General features: G+C 70.5%; 16 protein-coding genes. 13 read left to right on the plus strand and 3 right to left on the minus strand.

Annotation, left to right across the window (positions count from 1 at the left end; genetic code table 11):
- Positions 1-240: 240 nt before the first annotated feature.
- Positions 241-3,183, minus strand: coding sequence for a BTAD domain-containing putative transcriptional regulator (locus ACIRQ7_RS25720; protein WP_404265065.1), 2,943 nt, complete (start codon positions 3,181-3,183; stop codon positions 241-243).
- Positions 3,184-3,491: 308 nt separating this feature from the next.
- Between ACIRQ7_RS25720 and ACIRQ7_RS25725 the strand changes: the two genes are divergently transcribed.
- From ACIRQ7_RS25725 to ACIRQ7_RS25740, 4 genes are all read left to right on the plus strand, one after another.
- On the plus strand, positions 3,492-4,709 hold the full coding sequence (locus tag ACIRQ7_RS25725) for an amidohydrolase family protein (protein WP_404265066.1): 1,218 nt from the start codon (positions 3,492-3,494) through the stop codon (positions 4,707-4,709).
- A gap of 106 nt (positions 4,710-4,815) precedes the next feature.
- On the plus strand, positions 4,816-5,109 hold the full coding sequence (locus ACIRQ7_RS25730; RefSeq protein WP_404265067.1) for a hypothetical protein: 294 nt from the start codon (positions 4,816-4,818) through the stop codon (positions 5,107-5,109).
- Between the two features lie 136 nt (positions 5,110-5,245).
- Complete coding sequence (locus ACIRQ7_RS25735) at positions 5,246-6,214, plus strand: hypothetical protein (RefSeq protein WP_404265068.1); 969 nt, start codon at positions 5,246-5,248, stop codon at positions 6,212-6,214.
- Between the two features lie 43 nt (positions 6,215-6,257).
- Complete coding sequence (locus ACIRQ7_RS25740; RefSeq protein ID WP_403673269.1) at positions 6,258-6,572, plus strand: glyoxalase/bleomycin resistance/dioxygenase family protein; 315 nt, start codon at positions 6,258-6,260, stop codon at positions 6,570-6,572.
- A gap of 24 nt (positions 6,573-6,596) precedes the next feature.
- On the opposite strand, the gene ACIRQ7_RS25745 is transcribed toward ACIRQ7_RS25740, so the two are convergent.
- Together ACIRQ7_RS25745 and ACIRQ7_RS25750 are read right to left on the minus strand one after the other, a co-directional pair.
- Positions 6,597-7,376, minus strand: coding sequence for a GntR family transcriptional regulator (locus ACIRQ7_RS25745; protein WP_403673267.1), 780 nt, complete (start codon positions 7,374-7,376; stop codon positions 6,597-6,599).
- Positions 7,373-7,915, minus strand: a complete 543-nt coding sequence (locus tag ACIRQ7_RS25750; protein ID WP_404265069.1) for a GntR family transcriptional regulator — start codon at positions 7,913-7,915, stop codon at positions 7,373-7,375. The genes ACIRQ7_RS25745 and ACIRQ7_RS25750 overlap by 4 nt, the downstream gene beginning before the upstream one ends.
- Before the next feature lie 332 nt (positions 7,916-8,247).
- Here ACIRQ7_RS25750 and ACIRQ7_RS25755 point away from each other — a divergent pair, with 332 nt between their 5' ends.
- The 9 genes from ACIRQ7_RS25755 to ACIRQ7_RS25795 all read left to right on the plus strand — a co-directional run bounded on the left by ACIRQ7_RS25755 (position 8,248) and on the right by ACIRQ7_RS25795 (position 18,405).
- Positions 8,248-8,427: a hypothetical protein gene (locus ACIRQ7_RS25755; RefSeq protein ID WP_403673263.1), complete on the plus strand. Its 180-nt coding sequence runs from the start codon at positions 8,248-8,250 to the stop codon at positions 8,425-8,427.
- On the plus strand, positions 8,424-8,846 hold the full coding sequence (locus tag ACIRQ7_RS25760) for a hypothetical protein (RefSeq protein WP_404265070.1): 423 nt from the start codon (positions 8,424-8,426) through the stop codon (positions 8,844-8,846). Before ACIRQ7_RS25755 ends, ACIRQ7_RS25760 begins: the two co-directional genes overlap by 4 nt.
- Positions 8,847-9,956: a methyltransferase domain-containing protein gene (locus ACIRQ7_RS25765; RefSeq protein WP_404265071.1), complete on the plus strand. Its 1,110-nt coding sequence runs from the start codon at positions 8,847-8,849 to the stop codon at positions 9,954-9,956.
- A 130-nt stretch (positions 9,957-10,086) separates the two neighbouring features.
- Positions 10,087-11,037, plus strand: a complete 951-nt coding sequence (locus ACIRQ7_RS25770; RefSeq protein WP_404265072.1) for an LLM class F420-dependent oxidoreductase — start codon at positions 10,087-10,089, stop codon at positions 11,035-11,037.
- Positions 11,038-11,096: 59 nt separating this feature from the next.
- Positions 11,097-11,894, plus strand: coding sequence for an SDR family NAD(P)-dependent oxidoreductase (locus ACIRQ7_RS25775; protein WP_404265073.1), 798 nt, complete (start codon positions 11,097-11,099; stop codon positions 11,892-11,894).
- A 220-nt stretch (positions 11,895-12,114) separates the two neighbouring features.
- Complete coding sequence (locus ACIRQ7_RS25780; protein WP_404265074.1) at positions 12,115-13,242, plus strand: LLM class flavin-dependent oxidoreductase; 1,128 nt, start codon at positions 12,115-12,117, stop codon at positions 13,240-13,242.
- Positions 13,243-13,268: 26 nt separating this feature from the next.
- Entirely contained in the window at positions 13,269-15,008 is a 1,740-nt protein-coding gene (locus tag ACIRQ7_RS25785; RefSeq protein ID WP_404265075.1) for an amidohydrolase family protein, read from the plus strand.
- A 17-nt stretch (positions 15,009-15,025) separates the two neighbouring features.
- Positions 15,026-16,522: an aldehyde dehydrogenase family protein gene (locus ACIRQ7_RS25790; RefSeq protein WP_404265076.1), complete on the plus strand. Its 1,497-nt coding sequence runs from the start codon at positions 15,026-15,028 to the stop codon at positions 16,520-16,522.
- Positions 16,523-16,839: 317 nt separating this feature from the next.
- Positions 16,840-18,405: an APC family permease gene (locus tag ACIRQ7_RS25795; RefSeq protein WP_404265077.1), complete on the plus strand. Its 1,566-nt coding sequence runs from the start codon at positions 16,840-16,842 to the stop codon at positions 18,403-18,405.
- Positions 18,406-18,418 lie beyond the last annotated feature (13 nt).

Raw genomic sequence — 18,418 nt, forward strand, 5'->3', positions numbered from 1 at the left:
GTCTGCCGACGACCGCTGACCGGGCCGGAATCCGTCCTCCGGCACGCCCAGGATTCTGCCTGATCCCCACGACGACCGCCGGAGATTTTCCGGCGCACGGTCGGTCCGGGCCGGGCAGGGGCGGACCTCGTCGGCCCGCGGCGGAGTCCGCACCGGCCACCGACGGAGTCCCGCGACCCACGGTCTGTCGTGTGGATCACGCCAGACCCCGCGAGCCCGGCGTGATCCGAACGACAGAGCCTAGGCGACGGCCACCGGGGAGATGAGATTCTGCAGTTCGGTGTCCACCGGAAGGTCCATCTGCTCGTGGATGGACACCACTTCCTGCCAGCACACCTTCGCCCGCCCGGTGTGGCCGACCTGGTTGAGCGCGTGGCCCAGGGTCGTCAGGGCATTGGCGCGCCATTGGCCGCCGCCGATGCCGCGGAGTGCGGAGAGCGCCTGCTCGGCGTAGTTGGCCGCGCCGGCCGGGCGGCGGGCGGCGAGTTCGACCTCGGCGAGGCGGAGGTAGGTCATGCCCTCCCAGAACCGCTGCCTGCTGTCCCGGAAGATGACCAGCGCCTCGGTCAGCTGCTGGGTGGCCTCGTCGAAACGGCCCGCGAGGGTCAGGGCCATCCCCAGCGCGTACATGCCGTTGCCCAGCCGTCGTGACGCGCCGGCCTGCCGGTAGCAGGAGACGCCCTGTTCGGCGAGGTGGATGGCGCTGTCGACCCGTCCGGTGTCCAGGTGGACGCGCGAGAGGTTGCACAGCGCGCTCGCCTCGGACTGCTTGTTGTCGTTGTCGCGGAAGGCGATGAGGGCCTCGTTGAGGTAGGCCTCGGCCTCGTCGAGCTTGTGCTCGATGCTGGCGATGATGCCGCGGTCGTTGAGGCCGTTGGCGGAGGTGAAGGAGTCCCCGGCGGCGATGCCGAGCAGGGTCGCCAGCTTCGCGTGCTCGTCGGCCTCGCTGAGCTTGCCCAGCTGGGTGTAGATGGGCGACAGGGACCAGTGGGCCCGCCCCGCGGCGTGCTTGTCGTCGACCTCCAGCGCGGCGTCGAGCAGGGTGCGGTTGGCCTGTTCGTACTGCCGGTTGTTGGCTCCGGATTCGGCCATGTCGCGGGTGAGCAGCAGCAGGTCGACGGCCCGCCGCAGGGAGCCCTCGCCGGTGTTCTGCAGGGCGCAGGCGATCACGCAGCGGGTCTCGCTGAACAGCCAGGTCAACGCTTCCGAGCGGTCGGTGAAGTCCAGGCCGGGGTAGTGCGGGGTCTCCATGTGGTCGACGAGGCGGTCGCCGGGGCGCTCCAGGGCGTACAGGCGCGCGGCGGTCGCGAGGTAGAAGTCCAGCAGGCGGGAGCGGGCCGCGTCGCGCTCCGTCGGCGGCTGCTCGTCGCGTTCCGCGCAGGCGCGGGCGTAGAGGCGTACGAGGTCGTGGAAGCGGTAGCGGCCGGGGGCCGCGGATTCCAGGAGCGAGGTGTCGACGAGGGATTCGAGCAGGCTCTCGGCGGTGTCGGTGTCCATGTCGAGCAGGGCGGCGGCGGCCGCCAGCGAGATGTCCGGTCCGTCGGCAAGACCCAGCAGCCGGAAGGCGCGGGCCTGCTGGGGTTCCAGCTGGCCGTAGCCGAGCTCGAAGGTGGCCTTGACGGCGAGGTCGCCGGCCCGGAGTTCGTCGAGGCGGCGGCGCTCGTCGGCGAGCTTGCTGGCGAGTACGGAGACCGTCCAGGTGCGGCGGGAGGCCAGGCGGGAGGCGGCGATGCGGATGGCGAGCGGCAGGAAGCCGCAGGCGCCGACCACGTCCATCGACGCCTCGCGCTCGGCGAGCACCCGCTCCTCGCCGACGATGACGCTGAAGAGGGTGAAGGCCTCGTCCGGGCTCATCACGTCGAGGTCGATGAGGTGCGCACCGGCCAGGTCGATCATGCGGGCCCGGCTGGTGATCAGTGCGGCGCAGCCTTCGGAGCCGGGCAGCAGTGGCCGGATCTGTGCGGCGTCGCGGGCGTTGTCGAGGAGGGCGAGTATCCGGCGTCCGGCGAGGGCGGAGCGGTAGAGCGCGGCGCGTTCCTCGACGCCGTCGGGGATGGAGGCGGCGGGCGTCCCCAGAGCGCGGAGGAACGCCCCGAGGACGGCTTCCGGCTCGGACGGGCTGTGGCCGGCGCCCTGGAGGTCGACGTAGAGCTGGCCGTCCGGGAAGCGTTCGCGCGCGGCGTGCGCCACATGGACGGCGAGGGTGGTCTTGCCGACGCCGCCGATGCCGGTGAGCGCGGAGACGACCATGACGCGCCCCTCGGCGGTGGCGAGTTGCCGGCTCAGGTCGGCGACGAAGGCGGTCCGGCCGGTGAAGTCGGAGACAGTGGCGGGGAGTTGCTGCGGCCGGACGAAGACGGGTTCGGCGGAGCCCGCGGCGTCCTGGAGGTCGGCGGGCGCGTCCAGGCAGGTGTCGGCCTCCAGGATCCGCTGGTGGAGGTCGGAGAGCGAGGCGCGGGGGTCGACGCCCAGTTCGTCGGCGAGCAGCCGGCGGGTGTCGGCGTAGACGGCGAGGGCTTCGGCCTGCCGGCCGCTGCGGTAGAGGGCGAGCATGTGGAGCTCGCGCAGGCGTTCGCGCAGCGGGTGGGCGGCGGTGAGGGCGGTCAGCTGGGAGACGGCCTCGGCGTGGTGGCCGAATTCCAGGTCGAGTTCGAGCCGCGTCTCCATGAGGGAGAGCCGCCACTCCTCCAGGCGGGTGCGCTGGGTGTCGGCGTACGGGCCGGCGAGTCCGGCGAGTGGTTCGCCGTCCCACAGGGACAGTGCGTCGTCGAGGAGTTCCCGGGCGCGGGCGCGGTCCCCTTGGGCCTTGGCCTTCTCGGCCTCGCCGGCGTACTGCTCGGCGTGGTCGTGGTCGAGGTCCAGCGGGCGCCCGTCCGTCGCGCGGAGGGCATAGCCGCCGGATTCGCTGACGAGTACGTCGGCGTGCGCGCCCAGTGCCTTGCGGAGCCGGGAGGCGTACGTGCGCAGGGCGGCGAGCGCGGCGTGCGGTGGCGCGTCGCCCCAGAGGGCGTCGACGAGTTCGGCTGCTGTGGCGGTGCGTCCGCCGCGCAGCAGCAGTGCGGCGAGCAGTGCGCGCTGCTGCGGGGAGCCCGCCGCCAGCGGCGTTTCGCCGCGCCAGGCCCGTACGGGACCGAGCACGGTGAAGCGGAGCCGCTCCCGCCTCTGCCCCGGACCGTCGTCCATGGTGTCGTCCCCCTACCCTGTGCCATTCGTTCGCGCTGTTCGCATCGGCCAGTCTGCCTTGTCAGGGCCCCTTACGTCAGTAGGGGTCCACGGCGTGCACAAAGCCTCCTCGGCTGCTGGGGTGCCGGGGCACGAGGGAGCATGCGGGGGCGCGGAGGGGCTGCTTCCGTGCGCCCCCCTGGCCGGTTTTCGCGTTCCGGAGTCGCCTTTCCTTCACGGCCCGCCGCGCACCTCGCTCCGGACGAGCCTCCATTCCCGCACCTCCCACATTGCTGACGGATCGTCAGATCGGCGCTACCGTGGCGGACATGGAGACCTTCCCGAAGATCATCTCGGTGGACGACCACACCGTGGAGCCCCCCCACGTCTGGCGGGACCGGCTCCCGTCGAAGTACCACGACATCGGGCCGCGCATCGTGCGGGCGCCGGTGAAGGAAATGACCTTCGTCGGCGGGAAATTCGCCCCGAAGATGGGTGTCTCGGACGATGACGGGCCGATGGCCGACTGGTGGGTCTACGAAGACCTGCGCCGGCCGCTGACCCGCCTCGACACCGCCGTCGGCTGCTCACGCGACGACATCAAACTCGAAGGCATCACCTACGAGCAGATGCGCCCCGGGTCGTTCTCCGTGCCCGAGCGGCTCGCCGACATGGACGTCAACCACGTCCAGTCCGCCCTCTGCTTCCCCACCTTCCCGCGCTTTTGCGGCCAGACCTTCACCGAGGCCAAGGACCGCGAACTGGGGCTGCTGGGAGTGCGCGCGTACAACGACTGGATGGTCGAGGAGTGGTGCGGTCCCCAGGCCGGGGGCCGGCTGATCCCGCTCACCCTCATACCGCTGTGGGACGCGGAGCTGGCCGCCGCGGAGGTGCGGCGCAACGCGGCACGCGGCGTTCGGGCCGTCTGCTTCAGCGAGATCCCGCCACATCTGGGGCTCCCCAGCATCCACACCGACTACTGGGACCCCTTCCTGCGCGCCTGTGACGAGACCGGCACGGTCGTCGCCATGCACATCGGCTCGTCCAGCCGGATGCCGTCCACCTCGGCGGACGCGCCGGCCGCCGTCGGCTCCACCATCACCTTCGCCAACTGCTGCTTCTCGATGGTCGACTGGCTGATGAGCGGCAAGTTCGACCGCTTCCCGAACCTCAAGATCATGTACGCGGAGGGCCAGATCGGTTGGATCCCGTACATCCTGGAGCGCGCGGACGTCGTCTGGGAGGAGAACCGCGGCTGGGGCGGCGTCGCCGACAAGGTCCTCCGCCCGCCGTCCGAGCTCTTCACCGAGCACGTCTACGGCTGCTTCTTCGACGACGCCTTCGGCCTCAAGAGCCTGGACGCCATCGGCGTCGGGAACGTCCTCTACGAAACCGACTACCCGCACTCCGACTCCACCTGGCCGAAGTCCAGGGAGGTCGGCGAGTCCCAGATGGGCCACCTCGCGCCGGACGTCGTCGACCGGATCGTGCGGGGCAACGCCATCGAGCTACTGGGGCTCACGGGGGACGGGCTGTGGGCGGGGTGACGGGGTAGCGGCTCCGGGGGAAGGGGCGCCGGTCCGCTGAACCGGCCGCGCCGTTGTCGCGTCCTCCCTGGCGGACCTTGCCACGACACGCACAGGAGAACAGGCCGTGACCGACAGGGATGACCAGCAGGCCGACGAGCGGGCGGACGGCACAGGGCCCTGGTGGACGGAGCTCGGGACGTGGGGAGCTGTCGCACTGATCGCCTTCGGGGGGCTCGCGGCGGCCTGGGTGTTCTTCCGGCTGCCCGGCACCCCGGAGAACCTGGCAACGGGCTACTACGGCGCCGCCAAGGTCATCGCCATCGGCCTGGTCCTCACCGGAACCGCCCTGCTGGGCCGCGTCCGCGCCCGGTCCGCACCTGCCGCGGAAGGGAACGAGCCGGACGCCACCGGCCGGTAGCTCGCGGCGAGGCAGGCGCCCGCGCACGGGCAACGCGAGCGGTTCGGCCCGCCCGAGGATCGCAGCAATGCAGCAACTGACCTTTCTGTAATGCTGGTTGATGCCACTGTCGGACCCCTTCGCTACGGTGACGCCCATGACTGACCGCATAGTCGACGACGCCACGGACTCCCAAAATCACCCGGAACTGCTGGCGTGGCTGTCCGAGCGAGCTGCCGGCTTCGATGAGTGGGCGCTGGGCACCGGAACTCCCGAGCGCTGGGACTTCACTCCCGCCTCCCTGGACGCCCTCGAAGGCCTCGTGAAGCAGGCCGTCCCTGGCGAGGAGGACATCGACGAGCTGCGGTGCGGTGCGTTCCTCCAGGGGGCGGTCTGGTACCTCGGCGAAGTGGCCTGCCGATCCGCCGGTGTGGTCTGGAGGTACGAGCCGTTCGGATACGAAGGCTCACCCCTGCCGCCCCTGTTCGCCGAAGAGCGCGAGGCGGGCACCATCGACACTCCCTGTCTGGGCCCGACGGGCGACAGCACGCAGGACAGGCTGTACGTGATGGGCTCGATCTACCAACTGTTCTGGTCACACGACGAGTTCGGCGATCCGATCGAGCAGGGCCTGCGCGGCGTGGTGTACGACTGCGTCAGGTACCAGCAGCTCGCAGACTGGCTCCGGGCGCGGGCGGCGGGCTTCGAGGAGTGGTCGCGCGAGACCGGGCAGGCGGAGAGCTGGGACTTCTCCCCGGAATCGGTGGATGTGCTCGAAGAGGTCGTGCGCGGCAGGTACGGCAGCGAAGAGGAGATCAAGGTGGAGCGCGACGGCCTGTTCGTGCAGGGCGCTGTCTGGTACCTCGGGGAAGTGATCCGCCGGTCGACGCAGGAGACGTCCTGGGGGTACGACCCGTTCCTCGTGGAGGCGGACGACATCCCCTTCCCTCTGTTCGCCTCTGGCGCCGACGACGAACTCGACACTCCGTACCTCACCCAATGGCATTTCCAGGAGGAAGACCTGGTGTACCCGCTGACCCACTTCACCCTTCTGTTCTGGAAGGACAGCGCGAAGTACGGCCACGATCCGGCGCGGCTGCGCGACGCGTTCGACGACTTCGAGTGACCGTGCGGCCCGCAGGCGCGAGGAGCCAGGGGCAGGACACCAGGTGAGCGAACCGAGCAGCAGCCGCGCGACTCTCCTGGTCGTGTACTCGCCCCGGCTCGAAGACTGCCAACGGTTCTACAGCGGACTCGGGCTGCGCTTCACCGCCGAACAGCACGGCCGTGGCCCGCGTCATTACGCGGCCGTCCTCGCGGGCGGCACGGTCTTCGAGATCTACCCCGCCCGCCCCGGCCGCGAGACCGGAGCCCTGCGCCTGGGTTTCGCGATCACCGGCGCCACGGCGACGCCCCCACTTCCGCCCGGCCGACACCAACTCGCGGACCCGGACGGCCGGGTGGTCTACGTCGACGCGACCTGAGTGGGCGCCCTGGCTTCTCGGGCGCTATTCCTGCGCGAACTCGTACTGGAGCTCGTAGAGGTGACCTGCCTTGACCATCACGGTGGCCTCGATGGGGCGCTCGTGATCGCTGAGGACGACGCGCAACGTTCGCAGGATGGGCAGATTGCCAGGAAGGCGGAGAGCCTCGTACTGCTCTTGGGTGGGTACGCGTGCGGAGACCCGATCGATGCTGAACCTGGGTGGGTACCCCAGTTCTGTCAGGAGGGTCGGTGTGCCGCCCCTGATTCTGCGGCGTTCCGTGATTGCGGTGCCACGGGCGATGTCCAGCGGGTAGTAGCACTTGACCAGCTCGACAGGTTCGTCGTCGATCATGAGGATCTGGCGGCGGAGTAGGGCCGTGCCGCCGTTCGCGAGCCTCAGAGCGTCCGCGACATCGCAGGGCGGCACGGTCTCGGTGACCTCCAGCAGCTTGCTACGGGCCTGTGACCCGGGCTTCACCGCCTCGGTGAGCCAGCGATACGGCTCGCCAGGGCCAGCCGGTGATGTTGAGGAGGCCGGCCTCATGGTCCGCTGTCGGTGTTCCCGGACGGTGACCGCGGATCCTGCCCGGCCGATCACGAGGCGTTCTTCCTTGAGGAGTTGCAGTGCCTTTTGCACGGTGGCGTTGGAGGCGGCGAACCTTGTCTTGAGTTGCGCCGTGGAGGGCAGCCTGGCTCCTGGCTCCAGATCTCCGCACATGATCTGGTCGCGCAGATCGGCGGCGATCCGCTCATGCAGGGAGCGCCGGTCGTACGCGGGGTCTTCGGTTCTCGGCACGGTCAACCGATCCTGATCTCGTAGCGCAGCCGCTGAAGATTGCCCGGCATTGCCATCCTGTCGACCTGGATCGGCTGGTCGTTGCGGTCCAGGGTGACCCGGGTCAGCTCAAGCAGAGGCTCGTCCGTACCGGTCAGCAGGGTGGTGCTTTCCTCTTCGCCGGGCATCCGCGCGGTCACGTCCTCTTGGACCCGGGCGCCGATGTGCCCTAGCTCGGCGAGCAGGGAGACCGCGCCGCCGGGAATCTTGGCAGTGCCGGCCAGGCGAGTGCCTCGGGCGATCCGGGCGGGGTAGTAAGTGTCAGTCAACTCGCAGGGTGTGTCGTCGAGATACATCACTCGGCGGCGTACAACGACGTCCTCGCCCTCCGCGACTCGCAGGAGTTGCGCGATGTCGGCCGGTGCCGCGATCTCCCCGGCGTGCACGATGCGTTGCCTGCCCCGGCGGCCGCGGGCCGCCGTCTCCTCACCCCATGCGTCGGGCTGCCCCTTTTCCCTGGGCGTCAGGTACGGCATCGAGGTGCTGACCCATTCGCTGGTGCTCACGGCATCCTCCTGCGCGCTTGATGGCCTCAACCCTTCGCATACACCGTAAGCGACGCCCCCTTGGCGACACCTCGACCCCCGACCTTGCTGGTTTTCGTGAAAAGCAGTACGGTGATTGCGGTTGAAGTCAATGATCAAGGTGGTGGTTCACCATGCCTCTGTCCCGACAACGTCGAATTCCCCGCCCGTGCACGCCTATCGGCGCTGCATCACACCTTGCCGCCGACGCCCTCGTTCGGGTCTCCGGGTCGCTTTGGCGGCTGTTACGGCCGGCAACGGGCCGCCACCGCACGCCTCACACCTGGCCCGCCGCACCCCACGTCGCCGCTCCTGTGGTCGGCCATCCGACCCGGGACCCGGTGCTGCGCGGCGAGGACACCGTCATGGTGCGGCCGTATCTCGTGGCGTACGAGCAACGTCAGCTGGCGCGGCGGCGGTTGGAGCCTCATCCCCGTACCTTCCGGATCGCCGTGCACGGCGTGGACATCGGTGCGGGGGCGATCGCGCGATGAGCGGAGCGCAGGCGGCGCGGCTGCTGCCGTGGGCGACGCCGGACGGGAAGACCTGCCTTCTGGTGGGCGACGGTACGGGGTTCGTAGCGCGGCTCGCGGACGGTATCGAGTCGGTGCAGCTGGACATGGCCGACGATCTCCTCGGCCACGCGGCGGACATGCTCGACGACCGCAAGGCGACCGCCGAAGAGCTGCGCTTCCTCGGACGTCGCCTGGTCGAGGCGCTGCGGGAGGTGTGCCGGGTGGCCGAGAACCGGGCGCTCGGCGGGAGTGAACCAGCAACCATGGAGGGGATCATGATCATGAACACCTCGCGCATGGCGGACGACGGCAAGCACGCCGGTCAGCCCTCTGACAAGGAGTGGACCCCGCCGCCCACCCCACCGAGCCCCGACGGCAACGGCTCCGGCGGTAAGTAGGTGACCGACTCCCAGGCGGGGTACGCCGCGCTCGTTCAGTCCCTGGACGGGCGCGGCCTGCTGTCCCCGGTATGGCGCGACGTGTGGGAGCGCACGCCGCGGAGCCGCTTCATCCCCGGACGGATCTGGCGGCAGGGCCCGCAGCGATGTGAGCCGGTCACCGCGGACGCCGACCGGTGGCGGCTGGTGCACAGCGATGAGCCGGTCGTGACGCAGGTGGACGACGGGCAGGAGGGCGGGCCCGGCGTTGCCACCTCGTCCAACTCGATGCCGTCCATGGTGGCGCGGATGCTCGGCCTGCTGGAGGTGCGGGACGGCGACACGGTACTGGAGATCGGTACGGCGACCGGGCAGGTGGCGGCACTGCTCTCCGCGCGGCTCGGCGACCGGCACGTGACCAGTGTCGAGATCGATCCTTCGCTCTCCGCGCAGGCGGAACGCAACCTCGCGGCCTGCGGACACTCGCCCACCTTGGTGGTCGCCGATGGCGAGCAGGGGTTCCCCGCGCGGGCACCGTATGACCGGCTCATCGTCACCTGCGCACTCCGGCATGTGCCGTACGGGCTGGTGCGGCAGGTGAAGCCGGGCGGGGTCATCGTGGCGCCGCTCGCGCGCGATTTCTGGAGCGGGGCGCTGGTGCAGCTCACCGTGCGGCGCGACGGAACCGCCCGGGGGCGGTTCCGGGGCGGTGCCTCGTACATGCCGATGCGGTCGCACCGGGCCGGTGGCGGTGGCGCGGCGGTGGACCCGACCTCGCCACGATCCCGCTGGACGACCGGCCCCGGACCCCGGGCCCTGCTGACCCTGCCGTTCGCGCTGTACGCGGGAGCCCGTATGCCGGGTGTGTCCCTCGTGGCGGGCGCGGACGCCGGGGGCGGCGGCGAGGTGCGGGTCTGGCTGCGGGACGGGGATCGCTCGGGGGCCGTCGCCGACGCGGAGTCGGTGACCGAGTTCGGGCCCCGGGACCTGTGGGCGGAAGTCGCGCGGGTCCACGCGGAGTTCGCCCGCCTTGGCGGCCCGGCAGTCAGCGACTTCGGGCTGACGGTGTCATCGGCCGGTGACCAGGTCTGGTTGCGCGCGCCGGAGGGGGTGATCCGGGCCGCCGGCTGACGTCCCGCGCGAGCCGCCGCACGGTGCGCACGCCCCCACCCCTTGCCTGTTGCCTCCCCAGGTATCACGATGACCGGGCTCGGAAATTGACGGTCCGTCAGGTAAGCGTCGCCAGATGAAGGGGTCCGGGATGGTGCAGGTCTTGCCGCAGGGGCGGTTGGCGTACGGGATGCAGCTTCCGGTGCAGTCGCAGAGCACGCTCTACGCGGAGGGGTGGGAGGCGGCGGCGGGGCCCGCCGAGCTGGTCGGGGTGGCGCGGGCGGCCGAGCGGAGCGGGTTCGCGTACATCGCCTGCTGTGAGCACGTCGCCATTCCGCGGCGGCTGGCGGGTGCGATGAGCACCGTTTGGTACGACCCGGTCGCCACCCTCGCGCATCTGGCCGCCGTCACGGAGCGGGTCCGGTTGCTGAGCCATGTCGCGGTGGTGGGGTTCAAGCATCCGCTGATCAGCGCGAAGCAGTACGCGACGCTGGACCGGCTGTCCGGTGGCCGGCTGATCCTCGGGGTCGGGGCCGGGCATGTGCAGGAGGAGTTCGCCGCGCTGGGGGTGGAGTTCGAGCGGCGGGGCGCGGTGCTCGACGAGACGATCGACGCGCTGAAGGCCGCGCTGGGCCCCGAGGAGTTTCCCGAGTTCAAGGGGGAGCGGTTCGGGTTCTCGGGGCTCGGGCAGGCCCCGCGTCCGGTGCAGACGCCGCGGCCGCCGGTCTGGGTGGGCGGCTCCTCGCCCGCCGCCGTACGCCGGGCCGCCGTCCGTGGGGACGGCTGGTTGCCGCAGGGCGACCGGCGCGAGCAGCTGCCCGCGCAGATCGCGAAGCTGCGGCGGCTGCGGGAGGAGGCCGGGATCGAGGAGCCGGTGGAGATCGGGACCATCGCGGAGCCGCTGTATGTGGGCGAGCCGGGATGGGCCGTCGGCCGGCGGACGCTGTCGGGCGCGCCGGAGCGGATCGCCGCGTCGCTGCGGGAGTACCGCGCGATGGGGGTGGGCCAGATCCAGGTGCGCTTCCGCAGCAGGAGCGTGACCGAACTGACCGATCAGATGGCGGCGTTCGGGGAGGAGGTGGCGGTGCACCTGCGGGACTGACGGGACGCGAGGCGGCCGGGTGTACGGCGTGGGGCATCACTGGAGAGCCGGAGGCGGGCATGGGAAAGCTGGACGGGCGGGTCATCGTCGTCACGGGTGCGGCGCGTGGGCAGGGCGAGCAGGAGGTGCGGCTCTTCGTGGCGGAGGGGGCGCGGGTGGTGCTCGGCGATGTGCTGGACGGGCCCGGGGAGGCGCTGGCCGAGGAGCTGGGCGCGGAGCAGGCCCGGTACGTCCACCTGGACGTGAGCCGGGAGGAGGACTGGGCGGCGGCGGTCGCGTCCGCCACCTCGGCTTTCGGGAAGGTCGACGGGCTGGTCAACAACGCCGGGATCCTGCGCTTCAACGAGCTGGTGAACACGCCGCTGGACGAATTCCAGCAGGTCGTACAGGTCAATCAGGTCGGCGCGTTCCTGGGGATGAAGGCGGTCACGCCCGCCCTGCTGGCGGCCGGCGGCGGCACGATCGTGAACACCGCCTCGTACACGGCGCTGACCGGCATGACGTTTCTGACCTCGTACGCGGCGACGAAGGCAGCGATCGTCGGGATGACCCGGGTCGCCGCGATGGAGCTGGCGGACAAGGGGATCCGGGTCAACGCGATGTGCCCGGGGGCGATCGATACGCCGATGACCAACCCGGACCGGGTGGCCGCGGACGGGGGGCCGAAGGCGGTGGACGAGGCGGCCGCCGCGGGGCTGGACGAGTTCTACGGGAAGGTCGTCCCGATGGGGCGGATCGGACAGCCGGAGGAGGTCGCCCGGCTGGCGCTCTTCCTGTCGTGCGAGGACTCGTCGTACATCACCGGGCAGCCCTTCGTGATCGACGGGGGATGGCTGGCGGGCGTGTCGGTGCTCTGAGGCCCGCCGGCCGTTGCGGACCCGGCCACCGCTCTCAGCTGATGCTTCGTCAGGTATTGACGACGCACAGCGGCGGTGCCAGAGTCACGAACTGACAAGAACTGACGGTACGTCAGAAACCATCACCGGGAACAACCGCAGCTCGTGGGAACGTCACCGGGCACCCGGTCACCGCAATCTTCCGGGGGGCGACCCCCGCACCCCGAAGGAGTGAACTCCCTTGGAATTCGGGCTCTTTGTGCAGGGATACGTGCCGGCCGCTCGGGCGAAGGCGGACCCCGAGGCCGAGCACCACGCGCTGATGGAGGAGACCGAGTACGTCATCCAGGCGGACAAGTCCGGCTTCAAATACGCCTGGGCCTCCGAGCACCACTTCCTGGAGGAGTACTCACACCTCTCCGCGAACGACGTCTACCTCGGCTACCTCGCCCACGCCACCGAGCGCATCCACCTCGGCTCCGGCATCTTCAACCCGCTCGCGCCGGTCAACCACCCGGTGAAGGTCGCCGAGAAGGTCGCCATGCTCGACCATCTCTCCGCCGGACGCTTCGAGTTCGGCTCCGGGCGGGGCGCCGGCAGCCACGAGATCCTCGGGTTTATGCCGGGCGTGACCGATATGAACCACACCAAGGAGCTGTGGGAAGAGACCATCGCGGAGTTCCCGAAGATGTGGCTCCAGGACGAGTACGTCGGCTTCAAGGGCAAGCACTGGGAGCTGCCGCCGCGCAAGATCCTGCCCAAGCCGTACGGGAAATCGCACCCGGCGATGTGGTACGCCGCCGGATCGCCCTCCTCGTACGCGATGGCCGGCAAGAAAGGGCTGGGCGTCCTCGGCTTCAGCGTGCAGAAGGTCTCCGACATGGAATGGGTCGTCGACTCGTACAAGAACGCCGTGAAGGACGCGGAGCCGGTCGGGGACTTCGTCAACGACAACGTCATGGTGACGTCCACCGCGATCTGCGCGGAGACGCACAAGAAGGCCGTCGAGATCGCGGTCGGCGGCGGGCTGAACTACCTGCAGTCGCTGCTCTTCCGCTACCACGACACCTTCCCCCGGCCCGAGGGCATCCCCGAATGGCCAGAGCTGCTCCCCGAATACACCGAGGAGATCATCGAGCTGCTGATCGCCGAGGAACTGATGATCTGCGGCGACCCGGACGAGGTGCTCGGGCAGTGCAAGCGCTGGGAGCAGGCAGGCGCGGACCAGCTCTCCTTCGGCCTGCCGATCGGGGTGAGCCACGCCGACACCCTCAACTCGATCAAGCTGATCGGTGAGCACGTCATCCCGAAGATCGACACCGACCCCGTGCACCGCACCAGCCGCTTCCGCCAGGCGGCGGGGAGCTGAAGAAGAAGGGGAAAGGGATCCACGCCATGCTCGACCACCTGATCAAGGGCGCGACCGTCGTGGACGGGACGGGCGCCCCCTCCTACCTCGCCGACCTCGGCATCCGGGACGGGCGGATCGCGGTCGTCGCCGAGCCGGGGACCGTCACCGAAGCGGCCGCGACCAGCGAGGACGCCACCGGCCTGATCCTCGCGCCCGGCTTCGTCGACCCGCATACGCACTACGACGCCCAGCTGTTCTGGGACCCGTACGCCACGCCCTCGCTCAACCACGGGGTCACCACCGTCGCGGGCGGCAACTGCGGATTCACGCTCGCCCCGCTGCACCCCGACCGGCCCGAGGACGCCGACTACACCCGGCGGATGATGAGCAAGGTCGAAGGCATGTCGCTGGTCGCGCTGGAGGAGGGCGCGCCCTGGAACTGGCACACCTTCGGCGAATACCTCGACGCGCTGGAGGGCCGGATCGCGGTCAACGCCGGCTTCATGGTGGGCCATTGCGCGCTCCGCCGGCACGTCATGGGCGAAGACGCGGTCGGCGGGCAGCCGACCGAGGAGCAGATGGCGGAGATGCTGGCACTGTTCCACGACGCGATGGCGGCCGGAGCCTGGGGGCTGTCCACCACCCAGTCGTCCACCCACTCGGACGGCGACGGGCAGCCCGTCGCCTCCCGGCACGCCCGCCCCGACGAACTGCTGGCGCTGTCCAGGGCGGTGGCCGAACACGAGGGCACCCAGCTCGAAGCCATCGTCGGCGGCTGCCTGGACCAGTTCGACGACGACGAGATCGAGCTGTTCGTCCAGATGTCGGCGGCCGCCGGCCGGCCCCTCAACTGGAACGTACTGACCATCGACGCGGCCGTCCCCGAACGGGTGCCGCGCCAGCTGATACCCAGCGAACGGGCCCGCAAGGCCGGCGGCCGGATCGTGGCGCTGACCATGCCGATCCTCACCCCGATGAACATGTCGCTGGGCACCTTCTGCGCACTGAACCTCATCCCCGGCTGGGGCGACATCCTCGGCCTCCCGGTGCCCGAACGCCTCGCGAAGCTGCGCGACGCGGACGTACGCGCCGAGATGCTGCGCCGGGCGGAGAGCAAGGAGGCCGGGGTCTTCCGCCGGCTCACCCACTTCGACCGCTACGTCATCGGCGACACCTACTCCGCGGCCAACGACGGGCTCAGCGGCCGGGTGGTGCGCGACATCGCCGCCGAACGCGGCCAGGACCCCTTCCACTGCCTGGTCGAGATCTGCGCCCACGACGAACTGCGCACCGTCCTGTGGCCGATGCCCACCGACAACGACCCGGACAGCTGGGCGCTGCGGCAGAAGACCTGGGAGCACGAGGACGTGATGCTGGGAGGCTCGGACGCCGGCGCGCACCTGGACCGGATGTGCGGGGCGCCGTACACCACCCGTTTCATCGGCGACTGCCTGCGCGGCCGCAAACTCGTCGGCCTGGAGCGCGCCGTGCAGCTGCTGACCGACGACCCGGCCCGGCTGTTCGGGCTGCGGGGCCGCGGGCGGATCGCCGAGGGCTACCACGCCGACCTGGTGCTTTTCGACCCCGAACGGATCGACGCCGGGCCCGCGACCCTGGTGCACGACCTGCCGGGGGACAGCCCGCGGCTGGACTCGAAGGCGATCGGGATCGTGAGCGTACGGGTCAACGGCGTCGAGACGATCCGGGACGACGTGGTGACGGGCGCGGTGCCGGGCACGCTGCTGCGGTCGGGGCGGGACACGGAGACGGTGAGTACCAGGTGAGCGGGGGCGGGGGCGGCATGGCCGGTCGGGGCGCGGGCCAAGGAGGCGCGGCCGCCGGTGAGCGGCTGTTCATCGGCGGGGAGTGGGTGGAGCCGGACGGTGGCCACTACGACGTCGTCAACCCGGCGACCGAGGAGGTCGTCGGGCGGGCCCCCGAGGCGAGTGCGGCGCAGGTGACGGCGGCGGTGGACGCGGCGCGAGCGGCGTTCGGGAGCTGGTCACGCACCGCACCCGAGGAGCGCGCCGCCGTGCTGGACCGCGCCGCCGCGGTGATCCGCCGGGAGTTCGCCGGCTATGCCGAGCTGGCACAGGCCGAGAGCGGCGCGACGACCGGCACCGCCCGCGCGATGCAGGTGGGGGTGTCCGTCGCGCGCTTCGCGCGGTACGCGCGCGGCGCCCTGGAGCCGGTGGAGACGGCGCTGCCGCCGCAGATCAACGAGGCCGGGCCGATGGGGAAGGCGGGTGTCTTCGGGGCGCTCGCCGTGCGCCGCCCGGTGGGTGTCGTCACCTGCATCACCTCGTACAACAACCCGTGGGCGAACCCGGCGGGCAAGGTGGCGCCGGCCCTGGCGATGGGCAACACCGTCGTCGTCAAACCGGCGCCGCAGGACCCGCTGTCGGTCTACCGGATGGCCGAGGCCCTGGCGGAGGCCGGGGTTCCGCCGGGGGTGGTCAATGTCGTCACCGGAGCCCGGCCGGAGGTCGGCGAGGCCGCGGTCGCGGCGGACGGCGTGGACATGGTCAGCTTCACCGGGTCCACGGCCGTCGGCCAGAAGATCGCCGAGGTGTGCGGCCGCGGGATGAAGCGACAGCTGATGGAACTGGGCGGCAAGGGCGCGGCGCTCGTCTTCGACGACCTGGACGACGCGGGGCTCGCCTCGGCGGTGGCCGGCATCGGCACCACCTTCTCCTTCTACAGCGGGCAGATCTGCACCGCCCCGACCCGGGTGCTGGCACAGCGCGGCATCTACGAGCGGCTGGTCGACGGCCTGGCGCGGCACGCGGGGCGGCTGACGGTCGGGGATCCGAGGGACCCCGGCACGGTCGTCGGCCCGGTGATCTCCGCGGCGCACCGCGACCGTATCGAGGCGTATGTGGAGCTGGCGGTGAAGGAGGGCGCGCGGCTGGTGGCGGGCGGTGAGCGGCCGGAGCGGGAGCGCGGCTTCTATGTGGCGCCGACGCTCTTCGCCGACTGCACGAACGAGATGCGGGCGGTCCGGGAGGAGATCTTCGGCCCGGTGGTCGTGGTGGTGCCCTTCGACGACGAGGAGGAGGGCATCGCGCTGGCCAACGACAGCGACTACGGGTTGCTGGACTACGTCTGGTCGGGCGATGTCTCCCGCGCCTTCCGGGTCGCCGGGCGGCTGCGGGCCGGCGGCGTCGGGATCAACACGGTCGGCCGGAACATGGAGGCGCCGTTCGGCGGGTTCAAACGCAGCGGGGTCGGCCGCGATGTGGGTTCGTACGCGCTGCACGCGTACAGCGAGACCCAGTCGGTCGTGTGGCCCGGGTGAGACCCCGCGGTGAGGACGGGGCCGGGAGGGGAGCGGAGGAGGGACCGGGGGAGGGACCGGGCGAGGGGCCGGGCGAGGGACCGGGGGAGGGAGGCGTCCGAAAATCGGATGGGAAATTTTTGAACCGTGACAAAACGGACAGTGCTGCGATTCCCGCAATGCGGAAGAGTTGAGTCACCACCTTCGACTCAAAGGGGAAATCGCGCTTCGCTCTGTCGTCATCACGTCGACATGAGGAATTCACCTTTGCAGTGAAGGTGTGTGTGGCGGAGTCTGATCCTCCGGATACGGATACAGCAGGGCCTAACGTCCTTTTCATGGTTCAGGTAGACCCCCGGCCCCAGACCGGAGACACGGTAACGAGCGTCGCCGCCACCGGCAGCGACACCCGCGGCAAAGGCCTCAGCGGCAACTCCGTGGGGCTGCTCGGCAGCGCGGTCATCGGCGTCTCGACCGTCGCGCCCGTGTACTGCCTCACCTCGACGCTCGGCCCCACCGTCGGCGAGGTCGGGGTGCAGATGCCCGCCGTCTTCCTCGCCGGCTTCCTGCCGATGCTGCTGGTCGCCTTCGCCTACCGCGAGCTCAACAAGGCGGTCCCCGACTGCGGCACCTCCTTCACCTGGACGGTGAAGGCCTTCGGGCCCCGCATCGGCTGGATGTGCGGCTGGGGGCTGGTGATCGCGACGATCATCGTGCTCTCCAACCTGGCCGGCGTCGCCACCTCGTTCTTCTATCTCCTGCTCGGCGAACTCACCGGCAGCCAGTTCATCGCCGACCTGGACGGCAACAAAGCCGCCCACGTCCTGACCTGCCTGGTCTTCATCGCCGCTGCCACCGCGATCAGTTACCGCGGCATGACCGCCACCAAGGGCGTCCAGTACGCCCTGGTCGGCCTGCAGCTCGCCGTACTCGCCGTCTTCATCGTGATGGCCGTGATCAAGGCGCAGTCCGGCGACTTCGCCGGCTCCATCGACTTCTCCTGGACCTGGCTCGACCCGTTCGCCGTCCAGTCCTTCTCCGCCTTCACCGCCGGCCTGTCGCTCTCCATCTTCATGTTCTGGGGCTGGGACGCCTGTCTCACCGTCAACGAGGAGACCTCCGGCAGCGCCAAGACGCCGGGCCGCGCCGCCCTGCTGGCCATGCTGGTGCTGATCGGCTCGTACCTGCTCACCGCGGTCGCCTCGCAGATGTTCTCCGGCGTCGGCGACAAGGGCGCCGGGCTCGGCAACCCGGCCACCTCCGACAATGTCTTCGCCGCGCTCGCCAACCCCGTCATGGGCACCGTGCTCGGCGTGCTGCTGTTCGTCGCGGTCCTCGCCTCGGCCGCCGCCAGCCTCCAGACCACCTTCATCCCGGTGGCGCGCACCGTGCTGGCGATGAGCGCGTACGAGGCCCTGCCGCCGTCCTTCGCCCGCATCCACCCGCGGTTCCGCTCGCCGGGCCGGGCGACCATCGCGGCGGGCACGGCCACCGGCGTCTTCTACGCGGTGATGAGCTTCCTCAGCGAGAACGTCCTCATCGACACCATCTACGCGCTCGGCCTCATGATCTGCTTCTACTACGCGATCACGGCCTTCGCCTGCGCCTGGTTCTTCCGCCGCGACCTGCGCAACTCGATGCGGGATCTGCTGTTCAAGGGCATCTTCCCGGCTCTGGGCGGGGTGCTCCTGGCGGCCGTCTTCTTCAAGACGCTGATCGACATGTGGAACCCGGCCTACGGATCCGGCAGCTCCGTTTTCGGCGTCGGCTCGGTCTTCGTCATCGGCGTCGGACTGCTGCTCGTCGGCTTCGTGATCATGCTGGTGATGCAGCGCCGCAGCCCCGCCTTCTTCCGCGGCGAGGTGCTGACGCGGTCGACGCCGGCACTGGTGGTGGAGGAGTAGGCGCGGTCACTGG

The sequence above is a fragment of the Streptomyces sp. NPDC101393 genome (assembly GCF_044767385.1).
GTDB lineage: Bacteria > Actinomycetota > Actinomycetes > Streptomycetales > Streptomycetaceae > Streptomyces.